This window comes from Chryseobacterium sp. CFS15 (genome assembly GCF_031118795.1).
Taxonomy (GTDB): Bacteria; Bacteroidota; Bacteroidia; order Flavobacteriales; family Weeksellaceae; genus Chryseobacterium; species Chryseobacterium indoltheticum.
In genome coordinates this window covers 26,885-44,100 of sequence record NZ_JAVHYL010000006.1, presented here as the reverse complement: position 1 = coordinate 44,100, position 17,216 = coordinate 26,885, and the positions used below count along the sequence as shown (strand labels likewise).

Below are 17,216 nucleotides of genomic sequence, written 5' to 3'. Positions count from 1 at the left end.
GCTTATGAATTTAAATTTCAAAATTAAAACTTTAGTTCTTATTTGCCTAATTTTTTTAGGAGTATTCAGTCAATATTATTCTCAAACATCAAATAAAGAAGGTTTTAAAACTGGTGCAGACCGCCCGGAACTCTATCTTCCGCTTCTGAAGAATAAAACAATTGGTATTGTTACCAATCAAACAGGATTATTACAAGACAAGACTCACCTGGTAGATTTTCTGGTGAAAAATAATATAAAAATCAAAACTATTTTTGCTCCTGAACATGGTTTCCGGGGGAATGCTGATGCTGGTGAAAAAGTGAAAAATGGAGTAGACATTAAAACAGGAATTCCTATTGTTTCGCTTTATGGACCGAACAAAAAGCCGAAACCGGAACAGTTAAAAGGAATTGATATTGTTGTTTTTGATATTCAGGATGTTGGGGTACGATTTTATACGTATATCTCAACATTAACTTATTTAATGGAAGCCGGAGCTGAAAATAATGTTGAAATTATGGTGCTCGATCGACCAAATCCTCACGATGGATATATTGACGGCCCTGTTTTAAAGAAAAAATGGGAAAGTTTTGTAGGAATGCATGAAGTTCCTGTGGTGTATGGCTTAACCATCGGAGAATACGGAAAAATGGTAAATGGTGAAAAATGGTTGAAAAATGGAGTTCACGCAAAATATACCTTAATTGAAATGCAGAACTATCATAAGAAACAGCGCTATTCAATTTTAGATAAACCTTCTCCTAATTTGCCGAATGACCAATCGATAAATTTGTATCCAAGCTTATGTTTTTTTGAAGGAACTCAGGTTTCTGTAGGGAGAGGAACAGATATTCCGTTTCAGGTTTATGGCTCTCCGTGGACAAAAGATCTGCCTTATCAGTTTACTCCAAAACCCAATTTCGGAGCAAAAGATCCTTTCCTGAATGGTAAATTATGTTATGGTGAAAATCTTTCCGATTATTCTAAAGATTTAAGGGAAATCAATTTAGAATGGCTACTCAAAGCGTATAAAAATTATAAAAATCCGCAGCAGGATTTCTTTCTTAAAAATCTTTTCTTTGATACTTTGGCAGGAAGTGATGAGTTGAGAAAACAAATTATCTCGGGTAAATCTGAAAAAGAAATCAAATCTTCCTGGAAATCAAACTTAGAGAAGTTTTCGAAAATCAGGAGTAAATATATTATTTATCAAGATTAAAAAAATGTCAACTGTAAATTTTACAGTTGACATTTTTTTTTATGTTCTCTATTTATTAATCAAAATTCTGAGGCGGATTCTTATCATCTTTACCTTTATTCAAAATAAATAGTCCGATTGATAAGCCTATAACGCCAGCACAAGCAGTCATTAATGCACGTTCTAATTTATCAGCTTCATGATTCCCGAGATAATTCATCAGGAATAATATTGCAAATGTGATAACCGATATAATAATATGGTTTCTTCCTAGTAGTTTCATTTTATTTTAGTCTGTAAGAAATCATTACTCCTCCTCTGTAAGGAATTATTTCGCCGCTTCTGTTGTAACCGTCTGGCTTTTCATCATATCTTTTACCTGATACTCGATCATACCCTTTGTAAAAATCTTGTGAAGTTCCTATCGTACCATATAAATCCATTCTCCAATTATCGGATAATTTAAACTGGTACCCTGCAGTGATTCCAGCTAAAAATGAATATCCTTTTTGATAAAGATTTGATTTTGTAAAAATTACATTTTCTTCATTTTTACTTGGGTATGGATCATCGTTCCAGTAATTCCATTTCTGTAAGACAAAAGATGACACTCCAATATTTGCACCTAAATACAACCCGTCAAATGCTTCTCTGAAATAATATCTTCCTTCTATCGATGCAGAATAATATTGTAGCTCATGACCAGAAAATGACTTCCAGGGAGATATTAAAACATCTCCCTGTATTGTTATTTTCTTATTTATTTGATGCTCTAATCCCAAATTAATAATTCCGATCGGAATTAATAAAGCATTTCCTTTTATGTATACTTTTTTGTCAGTTTCTGATTTTATCTCTTCAGTCTGATTTTCCTGCGCGCTAATATGTATTATTGAAAATAAGCTTAAAGCAGCGCTAAAAATTTTATATTTCAAAATGTATTCTTATTTAATTTGGTTTAATAATGCTTGTGCTAAACTTGCGTCTTTACCCGATTGATTGGCAATGTTTTTAGATTGCTCAGCAAAGTTTTTGGCTAAATCTTTACTTCCTAAATTAAAATAAAGTTTGGCTAAAATATAAGTGTTCTCCGATGTTTCACCACGCATAACAGACTTCTCAGCCCATTCTGCAGCTTTCTTCAAAGAAGATTGCGTTTTTATATGATCTGAAAATATCCATGCTGCTTTTAAAAGTTCATTCGGTTCAAATGTATCAGCATTTTTATAGTAATCTAAAGCTACTTTTTCATATTCAGGAAAATTAGAATTTTGCTCGTAGTAAGCCAGTTTGGTCTGGTTAAGTTTTGTAAGAGCAGCTTCTTTTCCCACTAAAGGTTCCGCAGTTTTTAGAAAATAAGCGTCATTGATTTTTTTAGCTTTGTCATCAATAGATTCCTCAACAACTTTACCTAAAACCAGTTGGTTATTAAATTCATTGTAATTTTCTTCGGGTAAAAACTTTAGGATTTCAGCCTTTTTAGCAACAAAAGTTTTATAATTTGCATCATCAGATGACTTCAGAAAATAGAATAAAAGTCCGGCCTCATCTTTTGTGAATTCTTCGTCTTTACTTTTATTTTCAAAATATCTTTCAGAAGCTTTTTTAGCAAATTCATAATCTGAACTTGAATTCAACTTCATGATATTGATTAAAAAATCTTTGTCCTTTTCACCATTTGCAAAACGCTCTTTCAAAGAACCTTTTTTGTTATTCGGAGCGTTTATTTCTTGTGCCATTGCCAGAAATAAACTTTCTTCCATGTAACCATAATTTTGTGAAACCAATTCGCCATCGCCATTTAGGAATAGATAAGTAGGATACGATCGAACGCCAAATTTTTGAGCAACTTCTCGTCCTTCACCTTTTTCCATGTCAATTCTTGCGTTGACGAAGTTTTTATTGTAAAAATCTCCCACAGATTTTTTGGTAAAAATATTTTTCTCCATCATTTTACAGGGTCCGCACCAAGAAGCGTATGCATCGATAAATACGAGCTTATTTTCCTTTTTTGCCTTTGCGATAAGATCCTTAAAAGGGATATCCTGAAATTTAATCTCATCCTGAGCCAAAATAAAGACATTGATAAAAATAAATAACCCGGAGATAATCTTTCTCATTCTCATTATAAATTTAAAGAAACGAAGATACTTAATTTTGGTTTTATATGAATAATGAAACTTTCATTAAAATAATAAACAAAAAAAACCGCCCTATAAAAGGCGGTTTGTGGTTTCTCCAGGAATCGAACCAGGGACACATGGATTTTCAATCCATTGCTCTACCAACTGAGCTAAGAAACCATTTGGTATTGTACTTCGTTTTTGAAGTGATGCAAAAGTAATAATAAATATTAAATTCTGCAAATTTACTTTTAAACAATTTTGAAAAGAAAACCGCCTAATGAAAGGCGGTTTAAGTGGTTTCTCCAGGAATCGAACCAGGGACACATGGATTTTCAATCCATTGCTCTACCAACTGAGCTAAGAAACCATTATATTGTTCTATGATTTACTTCGTTGTTTTAAAGTGATGCAAAAGTAGGAAGTTTTGGTATATGAAGCAAGTATTAATTAAAATTTTTTGCCAATAAATTTAAACCTACTGATTTTCAGTCTGATTATTTTCCTGTTCTTTTCTTATTTGCTCACTCATTTCCTCTAAAACAGGCTTAATGGTACTTTCCGGAAGATCACTTATTCTGATATACATCAAGCCGTCGATCGCATCGTTAAAATTTGGATCTACATTAAAAGCGATCACTTTTGCATTTTGCTTGATGTATTTTTTAATTAAAACCGGCATTCTTAATTCAGGCTCAAGATCGTCAATGATTTTATCTAATTTATTTAAATCAGATTCCATTTCATCTAAAAAAAGATTTTTATCACGATCTCTAAGCTTTACTTTAAAATCATTTCGTGGGGTAATGTATTGTGCGACAGCAGAATCATAATAATTAGATCGCATAAACTCAATCATTAAAGATTTAGAAAACTCTGAAAATTTATTAGAAATACTTACGCCTCCCATCAAAAATTTATGATCCGGGTTTCTCAAGCAAACATGTACAATTCCACGCCATAAAAGGAATAAAGGAAGTGGTTTTTGCTGATATTCTTCGCAGATATAAGCACGTCCCATTTCAATCACTTTTTTGAAAAAAGGATGAATATCTTGTTCAAATTCAAAAAGAGAACTTGTGTAAAAGCCTTTAATACCAAACTTTTTCATCACATCCTTACCCAAAGCCATTCTGTATGCTCCGGCTAGTTTCTCTGCAGCATTATCCCATAAAAACAGGTGATGATAGTGTTTGTCGTATTCATCAAGATCAAAGGGAAGATTACTTCCTTCACCCACCGCACGAAAGGTAAGTTCTCTCTGTCTTCCTATTTCCCGCATTACTGAAGGAATCTGCTCATACGGAGTGAAATATATTTCGTAGTTACCATTACTGAAAAGCATTTTATCTGTGCCTCTCAGTTTATTGATGTCTTTTATAATATCTTCTTTCGGAGTCTCATCAATGATATTCTGAACAATATTTTCTTCTCTTAATAAAGGGAATTTTACGTATAAATTTTTAAGATTAATAGCCTGCGCAAGAGATTTTCTTTTTTCATAATAAGATTTCATCATATAAACCTTACGTTTCAAAAATTCGCCCAACTCCTCAATGTTTTCCATTTCGTCCATCACTTTTACCGTGATAGGTTTTCCTATTCTTATTCGAATTGGTTTCTCGCGGTCATTCATCATTTCTGCAGGAAGCATAATCGTCTGCAAATTAGGATGAATCTTGGCTACCTGGTAAAATAAAGTGCTGTTTTTAGCATGGAAATACATCGGAACAACCGGTACTTTTGCCATTTTTATAAGCTTTAAAGCAGGTTTTTCCCAATCTCTATCCAGAATTTCTCCGTAAGGATTGTTTTTATTTGAAACTTCTCCGGCAGGAAAAATTCCTACGCAGCCTCCATTTTCAAGATGCTTCAAAGTTTCGCGCATTCCGGTTGAGCTGTTTCGCACTTCCCTTCTTCCTTCAAACGGATTTACAGCAATCACAAACGGTTCCATGGGTTTTATTTTTTCTAAAAGAAAATTCCCCATCACTTTAAAATCCGGGCGAACTTCGGAAAGAATTTTGCACATCAAAATCCCGTCGATAGCACCCAGAGGATGATTAGAAACCAAAATAAAAGGACCGGTTTTCGGTATTTTTGCCAAGTCTTCTTCAAAAGCAACATAGCTCAAATTTCTCTCTCTTACAAAAGAATCGAAAAAATCTTTTCCCTCTTTGTCTTTCAGCTTATCATAAAGTCTGTTGACTTCATTTATTTTTGCAATGCTCATAACAGCAGATGCCACAGGATTTTTAAGAAACCCTATTTTATGCAAGCCGGAAGCCTTGATTAAATCATTTTTCGATATTAAGCTCATGTGTGTTTAGTCCGAATTAGTTTTATAATGTTACCATTTGAAGTGTATTTTTTGAAATCTGTTCCAATAATACATTTTTTTCTTGGTAAAACTTGTCAATGTTCTCCATTTTTGCATTTCTTACAGTAAATAAAGATACATTTTTTATAACATCTGTCTTGAAAATTTTCTGAAGTTCATTATTAAGTTCCTCAATTTTAAGGAATTTATCTTCCAGACATAGTGCCAGCGAAATTGCAGAATTCTGCATCAAAGAAACTTTGATTTTGTGTTTAGCTAAATTATTGAAGATCAAACTCATGTGATCTTCTGCGATGAAAGAGAAATCTCTTGTGTAAATTTTTAGTAATGTTTGGTTATCCTTTAAAATATAAGATTCTTCACTTTGATTTTTATCGGAAGCACCTACTTTAGTTCCTTCTTTTGTAGGATCTACAAAAGATTTCACATAAAAAGGAATATTTTTTTGTTGAAGTGGCTGCAAAGTTTTTGGATGAATAACACTTGCACCAAAATAAGCCAACTCTATTGCCTCCTCGTAAGAGATATTAGATAAAAGAGTAACATCCTTAAAGATTCTAGGGTCACCTGTCATCACTCCCGGAACATCTTTCCAAATAGTCATTGCCGTTGCATTAAGGCAATAAGCGAAAATAGCAGCAGAATAATCTGAGCCCTCTCTTCCTAAAGTTACTGTAAAATTATTATCATCAGAGCCAATGAAACCTTGGGTTACATAGCAGATGTCAGGATTTAGATTTGAGATAAATTCCTCAGTTTTCTGCCAGTTTACGATACCGTCTCTATAAGAATCGTCTGTTTTTATATAATCTCTTACATCAAGCCACTGGTTGGTAAATTGTATATCGTTCAGATATTCGCTCACAATTTTAGTGGAAATCATTTCTCCGCAGCTTACTACCTGATCGTAAACAAAATTATAATTTGGAGATTTATTTCTTCTTAAAAATGAAACAATGTCATCAAAAAACAAATTGATTTCTGCAAAAACTGCATGATTTTCCGAGAAAAGCCCCTTAGCTATTTCGATGTGTTTCTGTTTTATATGTTCTATTTCAGTTTGATAGTTATCTTTTTTGAAATACATTTCTACCACTTTTTCCAGCTCATTGGTTGTTTTACCCATTGCTGAAATTACAAGTAGACATTTTTCAAAACCCTGGCTGCTAAGAACCATGGATACATTTTTTACACTCTCGGCATCTTTCACCGATGCGCCTCCAAACTTGAAAATTTTCATTAAATTGTTAAGAATAAAATTGTTAGATAAAAAAGATTGGTTTTTTTTTCGGAGGTCAAAATTATGGAATTACGATGAGATATGAAATAGCGTTGAACCGGGATTGAATTAAGATTTGCTTAAAATTGAAGTAAAGTACAGGTAATATTTGCTGTTTGATGGTACAATTGGGAATAGTTACCATGATTAAATTATGCTGTGTATATGGAAATTTGATTGATATAGTGTTGATTAATAGTGTCTAAGGTCTTTTGTGAGAAAATGTTTTTTAATGTGATAAAATTTACGAAATTTGGCAGTAAAGTAAAAACATAAAAATGTCAGATCAACCATTACAGACCCTAGGAGAATTTTTAATTGATAAGCAGGAAGATTTTCAGTATTCCACTGGGGAATTTTCGCGCCTTCTAAGTGCTATAAGACTGGCGTCCAAAGTTGTAAACAGAGAAGTAAACAAAGCAGGAATTGTAGATATTGCAGGAGCTGCAGGAAACCAAAATGTTCAGGGTGAAGAGCAACAGAAGCTTGATGTGATTGCCAACGATATTTTTATCACTGCACTTTCTCAAAGAGAAGTTGTTTGCGGTATTGCTTCAGAAGAGAACGATGATTTTATTGATATTAAATGCGGAGAAAATGGGCATTTAAGCAAATATGTCGTTCTCATCGATCCATTAGACGGTTCTTCGAATATTGATGTAAATGTTTCTGTGGGAACTATTTTCTCGATTTACAGAAGAGTTACAGAGCCGGGAACTCCGGTGCAGCTGGAAGATTTTTTACAGAAAGGTATTAACCAGATTGCTGCAGGATATGTTATTTACGGATCTTCTACAATGATTGTTTATACCACTGGTAACGGTGTAAACGGATTTACTTTGGATCCTTCTTTGGGAACATATTATTTATCCCATCCAAATATGACATTCCCGAAATCAGGTAAAATTTATTCAATCAACGAAGGAAATTATATCAAGTTTCCGCAAGGAGTTAAAAATTACCTGAAATATTGTCAGATGGAGGAAGGCGATCGTCCTTACACTTCAAGATATATTGGTTCTTTAGTAGCTGATTTTCATAGGAATATGTTAAAAGGCGGAATTTATATATATCCGTCATACGGCCAATCACCAAATGGAAAGTTGAGATTGTTATATGAATGTAATCCTATGGCATTTTTGGCAGAACAAGCTGGTGCAAAGGCTACAGATGGTTTCAGAAGAATTATGGAAATTGAGCCGACAGAGCTTCACCAAAGAATTCCTTTTTTCTGTGGAAGTGTTGAGATGGTGGAAAAGGCAGAAGAATTTATGCGAATTGACAGCGTAAAATAAATGACAGCAGAATATTACAAATATATATTAGAATTCAAGCGCCCGAGTGGAACATCTCGCGGCGTTTTGCTTACTAAAGAAACCTACATTCTTGAAATTTTTGAAAATGGAAACAAAGGAGTAGGAGAGTGTGCACTATTCAGAGGGTTGAGTTATGATGACACGCCAGAGTATGAAGAAAAAATGCAATGGCTCTGTGAAAACATGAACCGGGATTTTAAATTTTTAAAAGAAGAATTAAAAGAATTTCCATCAATTTGGTTTGGCTACGAGCAGGCTTTGTTAAATTTAAAACACGGCGGTAAAATTTATTTTCCAAGTAAATTTACAAATGAGAAAGGCTCAATGACGATTAATGGTTTAATCTGGATGGGGGATATAGATTTTATGGAAGAGCAGATTCAGGAAAAACTTGAACAAGGCTTTCATTGTATCAAATTAAAAATCGGTGTCGATTGGAAATCTGAACATGCTATTCTTCAAAAACTGAGACAAAAATTTTCAAAAGAACAATTAGAATTACGGGTTGATGCCAATGGTGGATTTTCTAAAGAAGAGGCTCAAGTTGTATTGCAACAGCTTTCAGATTTACATATTCATTCTATCGAGCAGCCTATAAAAGCTGGAAATTGGGATGATATGGCAGTTTTGTGCGCACACACCCCGACTCCAATAGCACTTGATGAAGAGCTGATCGGAATTTTTAATTTAAACGAAAAGAAAAAACTTTTAGAAAAGATAAAACCACAATACATTATTCTGAAGCCAGCTTTGGTCGGAGGTTTTGCAGGTTCTGACGAATGGATATTTCTAGCTGAGCAGCAAAATATCAGGTGGTGGATTACATCTGCTTTAGAAAGTAATATTGGGTTAAACGCTATTGCGCAGTACACTTTTACGAAAGATAATTTTATTCCTCAGGGATTGGGCACAGGAAATCTGTTTACTAATAATTTTGAAACACATCTTGATCTGATTGGCGACAAATTGTTTTTCAAAATCAATTAGTATTAAAATCAAATTGCTTAAAAGACATTATACAACGTCTTCAATGAAGATTGCTTTCTTTATATATTCTAAAAAATAGAATATATGTCTTCTAATTTTTTGCATGGTGATGATTTTGTTAAAGTTTGTAAATACAATATTTTAGCAATAATCTTTATTAATTAAGTAATTACTAAAGATTTAATGTTATAATTACTAAATGCGTTTTTATACATAGAAAATATTGTGCCAAATTGAAATGAAAATTTATTAATTTAGCTTTTAAACTATAATTTCTTAAAACCCATTAAATTTCTTAAATTTGCAGATTGTCAGATAATACGACATTTTAAAGCGAATTTTAATGGAAGAAGAAAAAAAATCACTCAATTTTATTGAGCAAATTATCGAAGATGATTTGGCAAGCGGTTTGAAACAAGATCAGATCCGTTTCCGTTTTCCGCCTGAACCAAACGGTTATTTGCATGTAGGTCACACAAAAGCGATCTGCATCAACTTCGGTTTGGGTGAAAAATACAATGCTCCCGTAAACCTTCGTTTCGACGATACAAACCCTGAAAAAGAAGAGCAGGAATTTGTAGATTCTATCATGAAAGATGTCGAGTGGCTAGGTTTTAAGTGGGATAAAGTATTGTACGCATCCGATTACTTCCAGCAGCTTTACGATTGGGCTGTACAATTGATTAAGGAAGAAAAAGCTTACGTTGATGAGCAACCTTCTGAGGTTATTACCGAGCAGAGAAAAAATCCTGCAGAACCGGGAGTAGAATCTCCATTTAGAAATCGTCCTGTTGAAGAATCTTTAGATTTATTTGAAAGAATGAAAAACGGCGAATTTGAAAGTGGCTCGATGTCTCTTCGTGCAAAAATTGACATGGCTTCACCAAATATGAACATGCGTGACCCTGTGATGTACAGAATCTTGAATAAGCCTCACCACAGAACAGGTACTGCCTGGAAAATTTATCCAATGTACGACTGGGCGCATGGTGAATCTGACTATTTAGAACAAGTTTCGCATTCATTATGTTCTTTAGAGTTTGAAAACCACAGACCACTTTACAACTGGTATTTAGACCAAGTATACGAAGAAGGTAAGGTTAAAAATAAGCAAAGAGAATTTGCGAGAATGAACGTTTCTTATATGATCACTTCCAAAAGGAAACTACAAAGGCTAATCGCTGAAAATGTAGTCAATGGTTGGGATGATCCTAGAATGCCTACAATTTCCGGAATGAGGAGAAAAGGCTTCACGGCTAATGCAATCAGAAAATTTATTGATAAAGTTGGGGTTGCAAAAAGAGAAAATTTAATTGAAATTCAATTATTAGATTTTTGTGTTCGTGAAGATCTTAATAAAGTGGCTAAACGTGTGATGGCCGTTGTAGATCCTATCAAATTGGTCATTGAAAACTATCCAGAAGGTCAAGAGGAATGGTTGACTACCGAAAATAATAATGAGCAGGAAGATGCAGGAACAAGAGAAATTCCTTTCTCAAGAGAATTATATATTGAGCGCGAAGACTTCAAGGAAGAAGCGGGCAATAAATTCTTTAGATTAAGACTGGGTGGCGAAGTCCGCTTAAAATCTGCTTACATCATTAAAGGTGAAAGAGTAGAGAAGGATGAAAATGGTGAGATTACAACCATTTACGCTACTTATGACGAAAAATCTAAATCTGGAAGCGGAACTGAAGAAAGTTTGAGAAAAGTAAAAGGTACCATTCACTGGGTTTCTGCGCAGCATGCAATTCCTATTGAAGTAAGAAATTACGAAAAATTATTTACTGTTGAACAGCCTGATGCCGAGAAAGATGTAGATTTTTTAAATTTCATTAACCCTGAATCTGTCAATACAATTCAAGGATTTGCTGAGCCTAGTTTAAAGGATGTTGCTGTGGGTGAACCGCTACAGTTCCAGAGAATTGGCTACTTTACGAAAGATCAGGATTCTACAGATACAAATTTTGTGTTCAATAGAACTGTGACGTTAAAAGACTCTTATAAGCCGGAGTAAAAAATTTATTTATATCATATAAATGAAACAGGGCTTAATTTTTAAGCTCTGTTTTTTGTTTTTAAATATTACTGTACCATAAAATGCCACGAATACTTGAATATTTTTTGTGTTATTAATGAGAAATATTAATGCTATTTGTGTTTAAAAGTCCCGAAGAGACGATTTAATAAAGGATAGGATGAAAATCCTATCAATGAAAAAAGATAATTTAATAAATAAAAGATGAAATTCTATCAAAAATTATCAACGAATTATCATCAAATTAAAATTAGAAAATTGTGAAACTATTACATATATACGCCAGTTCATACAAAGGGCTATCGAAAGAAAGCTGGATGCTTGCATTGGTAATGCTCATCAACCGTGCAGGTTCGATGGTGCTCCCATTTTTGGGAGTTTATATGACTGCACATTTAAAATTCAGTATAGAACATACAGGAATTGTACTTAGCTTTTTCGGGATCGGTTCTGTAATTGGTTCTTGGATAGGCGGATTTATCACCGATAAAATTGGAGAATACAAAGTTCAATACCTTAGTTTGTTACTAAGTGTTCCGCTGTTTTGTTTAATTCCACTTTTTAAAACAGAAGTGGGAGTTGCTGCCATTATTTTAATTCAAAGTATTGTCAGTGATTCCTTTCGTCCGGCAAACTCAGTTGCGATTACCAAATATGCGAAACCGGAAAACATTACAAGAGCATTTTCATTAAACCGAATGGCGGTCAATTTAGGATTCTCTATCGGTCCGGCTTTAGGTGGGATTTTGTCGGCAATCTCTTATGAGTTTTTATTCTTTTCAAATGCTTTAGCAGCTTTATTAGCAGGAATTTTATACATTATATTCTTTCGAAAACGCAATAAACTCGCAAAACTGAAAGCAAGAAAAGTGAAAGAAGCGATTGAGATTAAAAAAGAAAATTCGCCATATCGCGATAATAAATTTTTAATTTACTGTTTCTTGTGTATGCTTTTTTCAATCTGTTTTTTCCAGCTATTCAGTACGTTGACAATTTTTTATAAAGATACTGCACACTTAAGTCAGCAAAATATCGGTTATTTATTAGGGTACAGCGGATTTATAGTTGTGTTATTAGAAATGGGATTGGTTCAGATTGCAGAAAAATATCTGAGCTTAGCTAGAACCATGTTTTTAGGAACCTTTATTTGTGGGCTTTCTTATGCGATGTTGGGCTTCGATTACAGTATTATCACTTTAGTAATTTCAATGACTTTATTGTCGATTGGTGAGATTTGGGCATTGCCTTTTATGTCGACCATCACCGCCTTACGATCAGGAAAAAACAACAAAGGCGCTTATATGGGGTTGAATGGAATTTCTTTTTCAATCGCATTTATTGTGACCCCATATCTGGGAACTTTGATTGCTGAAAAACTAGGATTTACCGTTTTATGGATTGGTACCGGAGTGTTGGCAACCTTGATTGCCATTGCATTCTATTTTATTGTTCCATGGATGATTGATGATAAAAAAGAGAGTCTTTAAAAGTCCATTTTGGGCGTGCCCCTACGTTTCCCAAGGCTAAAGCTCATAGGTTTTCAAAACCTATGAGCTTTCTTCCACCTCTAAAACTTTGGGTCGGGCTGCTCTGGGGTCCGCTTCGCTACCGTACTCGTTCGTGCCTCACTCGTACCGGCTCCTTCGTCGCCGCCCGCCGTATCCCTCACGCAAAAACAGCGATAAAACAAAAGAAGATTTCGAAAGAAAATTTTTATACACATCAACCTTGTCAGAGTTTTGGTTCCTGACAAGGTTTTTTATGTCATTATCACGCATAAACAGTACAATATTTGCATAGCATATCGCAATGAAAAAGATTTACTTAGTTTTCCCTTTTTTATCAGCTTCAATTTTATTTTCTCAGAAAAAAGATTCTGTCAACTTAATTTCAGAAGTAAAAATTGATGCTTATAAAAAGCCAACTACTTTTATTGCTTCCACAAAATCAGTTTCGGTAGTTTCAGAAAATTTACTGAATCAAAATACTCCAGAAAGAATGCTGGAATCGATCAATCAAATTGCAGGAGTAAGAATGGAAGAACGTTCCCCCGGAAGTTACAGGATTTCGCTTCGTGGAAGCACTTTACGCTCACCTTTTGGAGTTCGGAATGTAAAGGTTTATCTGGATGATTTTATTTTGTCAGATGCTTCCGGAAATACTTATTTTAATGTGATTTCTCCAGAATTGATTGATCGAATGGAAATTTATAAAGGTCCGGAAAGTGGTGATTATGGAGCGGTAACAGGAGGAACAGTGCTTTTAAAAACAAAATCTTCAGACAATTTATCAACTAATTTATCCACCGGAAGTTATGGAACGTTTAACCAGAGTTTTAATTTTTCTAAACAAATCGGGAAACATTTTTTGGAAGTTTTTCAAAATTATTATCAAACCGATTCTTATCGTGAACAGTCGAAAGTAAAAAGAAAGCAAATCTTTATAAAAGATAATTTTCAATATTCAGAAAAAGGAATTTTAAAAGGGATGGTAATGTATTCTGATCTTGATTATCAAACTCCAGGCGGACTGACTTTGGAACAAATGAATATTGAAAGAAAGCAAGCCCGACCGGGAACTGCAACACTTCAGGGTGCTGAAGAACAGAACGCAGGAATTCGCAATAAAATGATTCTTGCGGGGCTTTCAAATGAATATCAACTGAATAATAATTTTTCGCATTTCATTTTAGTTCAGGGCTCTTACGTAGATTTTGAAAATCCGTTTATTACCAATTTTGAAAATCGTTTTGAAAAGAATTTTGCTTTGAGAACACACTTTAATTATGAGAAAAATTGGGATAAAATTTTATTAGCCTACCGATTGGGTTTCGAAGGTGGAATTAATGATATTTTCGTTAAAAACTATGATAATAACAAAGGTTTTGAAGGGAATCCACAAAATTTTGATCAGATTAAAAACACTTCAGGATTTTATTTTCTATCGCAGAAATTAAATATTAATGAAAAACTTTTTAGCGATATTTCGGTAAGTTTAAATTCCAATTCTTACGATTGGGAAAGGCTTTATCCACGAACAGAAAACGGAAATAAACATTTTAAAAATCAATGGCTTCCTAATTTTGGAATAACTTATCTTTTAGAAAAAGGTTTTTCGGTTAGGGGGAAAATCGGTAAAGGAAATTCTGCGCCAACGAATGAGGAAATCCGTTCTTCCACACAAGAATTTAATGTCAATCTCAATCCGGAATATGGCTGGAATAAAGAAGTTGGAATCCGAAAACAATTCGGAAATTTCTTTTTTGCGGAAGCAAACTATTTTGATTTTCGACTCAATGATGCAATTGTAAGAAGACAAAACGAAGCCGGACAGGAATATTTTGTCAACTCAGGGAAAACTGTTCAGAAAGGCTTTGAAGTTTTGTTGGAGTCTAAAAACTTTGATCTTAAAAATGATTTTTTCAGCCAGTTGAAATTCAGATTTTCAGGAAGTTTTTATGATTCTAAATTTAAAAATTATCAGCAAAATCAAAATGACTTTTCAGGAAATGATTTGACGGGAGTTCCGGGAACAACAATAAACAATTTGCTGAATTTTACTTTTTTCAAAAAACTTTCTGTTGATTATTCTCATTTTTATACTTCAAAAATACCTTTAAATGATGCAAATTCTGTTTGGTCAAACTCCAGTTTGGTAGGAAATATTCAATTCAGATTTCCGGTAGATTTTGAGAAAACAAGAGTGAATTTATATCTGCAAATTCAGAATTTATATAATGAAGAGTATGTTTTAGGTTTTGACATCAATGCTTTTGGAAACCGATATTATAATCCTGCAGCGAAAAGAAATTTTATTTTGGGAATGAAGGTTGATTTTTAATTTTTTATTTGCCATCAATGTACTTAAACGCTTCTTTTAAATAAGTTTCATTCGTTTTTGCTTTGTCAGCTGATTTTTCAATGATGATATTTGGTGGAATTCCTTCGCCAATTTTAGCATATTCTTTTCCTGTTCTGTCAACGATATTACCAACCGTAAGTACAAGGAAAGACCCATCGGATAATTTGTATTCCTGATTTCCTGATGTTAAACCCTGCGTGTTGGTGCCGATAATCTTTACATTTTTTTGACCAACAAATGCAGCGGTAATAAATTCTGCCGAACTTCCGGTGACTTTATCTACCAATATGGCAACTGGCTTTTTAGTTTGTTTTGGTTCTTTTTGTGTCAGTTGAAACATCTGTGTAGCTGTTGAACCTTCATAAAATTTAGCGTCTTTATAATTGTAATACTCAATTTGTCCTTCCGCATCTTTTGTGCCGACTACATTTTTAGTGTCTAAAAAAGGAGCTATTGCAGCATACATCGGATAAAGCATTCCTCCAAAATTTCCTCTCAAATCAATGATCCAGCCTTTAGGTTTACTTTTTTGCAAGTCATTAACCTTGGCATAAAAAGTATCAATGTACTGGTTCCAGTCATCTTTATTGAACGAGCCAATATCTGGTAAACTGATGTAAGCATAGCTGTTTTCCAGCATTTCACTTTTAATGACCGGAAACTCCTGACCCGTTGCTTTGTATCCTAAAGTGTAGGCTTTTACCACTTCTGCGGGATAAAAATTAGAATGAGAATCGTTTAATGAACTTAAAGCATTTTTAATAATAGGATAGGTCTCTTTTATCGTTTTAGCTTTTGATGCTTCTGCAAGAGTTTTATCAAATATTTCATCCCAATTGAGCTTTGATTTATTCACCGATTTACTTTTCATAATCTTCAGCGCTTTGTTAACATACACTCGAATGCTATCCGATTGAGCTGAAATTGTAATTGAAAAAAATGTGGTAAGTAAGGCGAAAATGATATTTTTTCTCATGGGAAGATTGAATAATCCAAAAGTAGGAATATTTTGTGATCTATTTCCGATTAATAATTTACTTTGAAAGAATATTCTTCACAATCATTTCCGCATGAATTCTTGAGTTTTCGATAAACCAAAGGTGAGTGTCTTTTCCACCACAAACAACGCCTGCCAAATATAAATTTTCAATATTGGTTTCCATTGTTTTAGGATTGTAGACAGGATTTAAACATTCACCTTGTAAGTCAATACCTGAATTTTTAAGAAAATTAAAATCAGGAAGATAACCAGTCATTGCCAAGACAAAATCATTTTCAATTTCCTGAATTTCACATTCTTTATCTTTAAAAATAACCGTTTTCTCTTTAATTTCTATCAATTCAGCATTAAAATGAGCTTTAATACTTCCTTCTGCAATCCTGTTTTCAATATCTGGTTTTACCCAATATTTTACATTTTCAGAAATTTCAGAATTACGAATAATCATCGTCACTTCAGCACCTTTTCTATAAGTTTCTAAAGCGGCATCAACGGAAGAATTACTCGATCCGATAACTACGATTTTCTGTCTTGCATACGGATAAGGTTCGGTATAATAATGCTTTACTTTACGCAAATCTTCACCCGGGATTTTTATCAGATTCGGAATGTCATAAAACCCGGTCGAGATAATGACATTCTTGGCAGTATATTTTGATTTGGAAGTTTCAATTTCAAATATTTTTCCGGTTTTAGAAACTTTTAATACTTTTTCGTAAAGGTTTATATTGATATTTTTCTGCCTTGCAATTCCCTGATAATATTCCAGCGCTTCTTGTCTTCCCGGTTTTGGTGCAGCCGAGATAAAAGGAATTTCTGCAATTTCAAGCTTATCTGCCGTCGAAAAAAACTTCATGTATAAAGGATAATTGTAAAGCGAATTTACAATCGTTCCTTTTTCTATAATTAAATAATTCAGGTTGTTTTTCTTGGCTTCGAGTGCGCAGTTGAGACCAATCGGCCCGGCTCCGATAATCAGAATATCTAAAATTTCCATATAACAAAAATACAAAAAAGCTCGAAGCAAGCGGCTTTTAGTAATAAGTCAAAAACAATACTTATAATATTTAAACTCTATCTATTCAATTAAA

At 33.6% G+C, this 17,216-nt stretch carries 13 protein-coding genes and 2 tRNA genes; 6 read left to right on the top strand and 9 right to left on the bottom strand.

Features of this window, described 5'->3' with window-relative positions; translation table 11 throughout:
- The first annotated feature begins 4 nt into the window (after window positions 1–4).
- Complete coding sequence (locus OH814_RS11110; RefSeq protein ID WP_076561888.1) at window positions 5–1,201, top strand: exo-beta-N-acetylmuramidase NamZ domain-containing protein; 1,197 nt, start codon at window positions 5–7, stop codon at window positions 1,199–1,201.
- A 55-nt stretch (window positions 1,202–1,256) separates the two neighbouring features.
- On the opposite strand, the gene OH814_RS11105 is transcribed toward OH814_RS11110, so the two are convergent.
- The 7 genes from OH814_RS11105 to OH814_RS11075 all read right to left on the bottom strand — a co-directional run bounded on the left by OH814_RS11105 (window position 1,257) and on the right by OH814_RS11075 (window position 6,884).
- The gene (locus OH814_RS11105) at window positions 1,257–1,463 is read right to left on the bottom strand and encodes a hypothetical protein (RefSeq protein ID WP_076561875.1); all 207 of its coding nucleotides are present in this window, start codon (window positions 1,461–1,463) and stop codon (window positions 1,257–1,259) included.
- A 1-nt stretch (window position 1,464) separates the two neighbouring features.
- Entirely contained in the window at window positions 1,465–2,115 is a 651-nt protein-coding gene (locus OH814_RS11100) for a DUF3575 domain-containing protein (RefSeq protein ID WP_308828197.1), read from the bottom strand.
- Between the two features lie 9 nt (window positions 2,116–2,124).
- Window positions 2,125–3,300: a thioredoxin fold domain-containing protein gene (locus OH814_RS11095; RefSeq protein WP_308828196.1), complete on the bottom strand. Its 1,176-nt coding sequence runs from the start codon at window positions 3,298–3,300 to the stop codon at window positions 2,125–2,127.
- Window positions 3,301–3,410: 110 nt separating this feature from the next.
- Window positions 3,411–3,483: transfer RNA gene (locus OH814_RS11090), tRNA-Phe, on the bottom strand.
- Window positions 3,484–3,600: 117 nt separating this feature from the next.
- A tRNA-Phe gene (locus OH814_RS11085) sits at window positions 3,601–3,673 on the bottom strand.
- Window positions 3,674–3,781: 108 nt separating this feature from the next.
- Window positions 3,782–5,623, bottom strand: coding sequence for a lysophospholipid acyltransferase family protein (locus tag OH814_RS11080; RefSeq protein ID WP_076561873.1), 1,842 nt, complete (start codon window positions 5,621–5,623; stop codon window positions 3,782–3,784).
- 22 nt (window positions 5,624–5,645) lie between these two features.
- Window positions 5,646–6,884, bottom strand: coding sequence for an aspartate kinase (locus tag OH814_RS11075; RefSeq protein ID WP_308828195.1), 1,239 nt, complete (start codon window positions 6,882–6,884; stop codon window positions 5,646–5,648).
- A gap of 317 nt (window positions 6,885–7,201) precedes the next feature.
- Here OH814_RS11075 and fbp point away from each other — a divergent pair, with 317 nt between their 5' ends.
- From fbp to OH814_RS11050, 5 genes are all read left to right on the top strand, one after another.
- Window positions 7,202–8,218 (top strand): class 1 fructose-bisphosphatase, encoded by a 1,017-nt coding sequence (gene fbp / locus OH814_RS11070; protein WP_076561871.1) that lies wholly within the window; start codon window positions 7,202–7,204, stop codon window positions 8,216–8,218.
- Entirely contained in the window at window positions 8,219–9,226 is a 1,008-nt protein-coding gene (locus OH814_RS11065; protein WP_308828194.1) for an o-succinylbenzoate synthase, read from the top strand.
- 343 nt (window positions 9,227–9,569) lie between these two features.
- Window positions 9,570–11,243 (top strand): glutamine--tRNA ligase/YqeY domain fusion protein, encoded by a 1,674-nt coding sequence (locus tag OH814_RS11060; RefSeq protein ID WP_308828193.1) that lies wholly within the window; start codon window positions 9,570–9,572, stop codon window positions 11,241–11,243.
- Between the two features lie 338 nt (window positions 11,244–11,581).
- Complete coding sequence (locus tag OH814_RS11055) at window positions 11,582–12,751, top strand: MFS transporter (protein ID WP_374990570.1); 1,170 nt, start codon at window positions 11,582–11,584, stop codon at window positions 12,749–12,751.
- 322 nt (window positions 12,752–13,073) lie between these two features.
- Window positions 13,074–15,104, top strand: a complete 2,031-nt coding sequence (locus tag OH814_RS11050; protein ID WP_308828191.1) for a TonB-dependent receptor domain-containing protein — start codon at window positions 13,074–13,076, stop codon at window positions 15,102–15,104.
- A 4-nt stretch (window positions 15,105–15,108) separates the two neighbouring features.
- On the opposite strand, the gene OH814_RS11045 is transcribed toward OH814_RS11050, so the two are convergent.
- Entirely contained in the window at window positions 15,109–15,996 is an 888-nt protein-coding gene (locus OH814_RS11045) for a S41 family peptidase (RefSeq protein WP_308828190.1), read from the bottom strand.
- 163 nt (window positions 15,997–16,159) lie between these two features.
- On the bottom strand, window positions 16,160–17,122 hold the full coding sequence (locus OH814_RS11040; protein WP_308828189.1) for a YpdA family putative bacillithiol disulfide reductase: 963 nt from the start codon (window positions 17,120–17,122) through the stop codon (window positions 16,160–16,162).
- Between the last annotated feature and the right edge of the window lie 94 nt (window positions 17,123–17,216).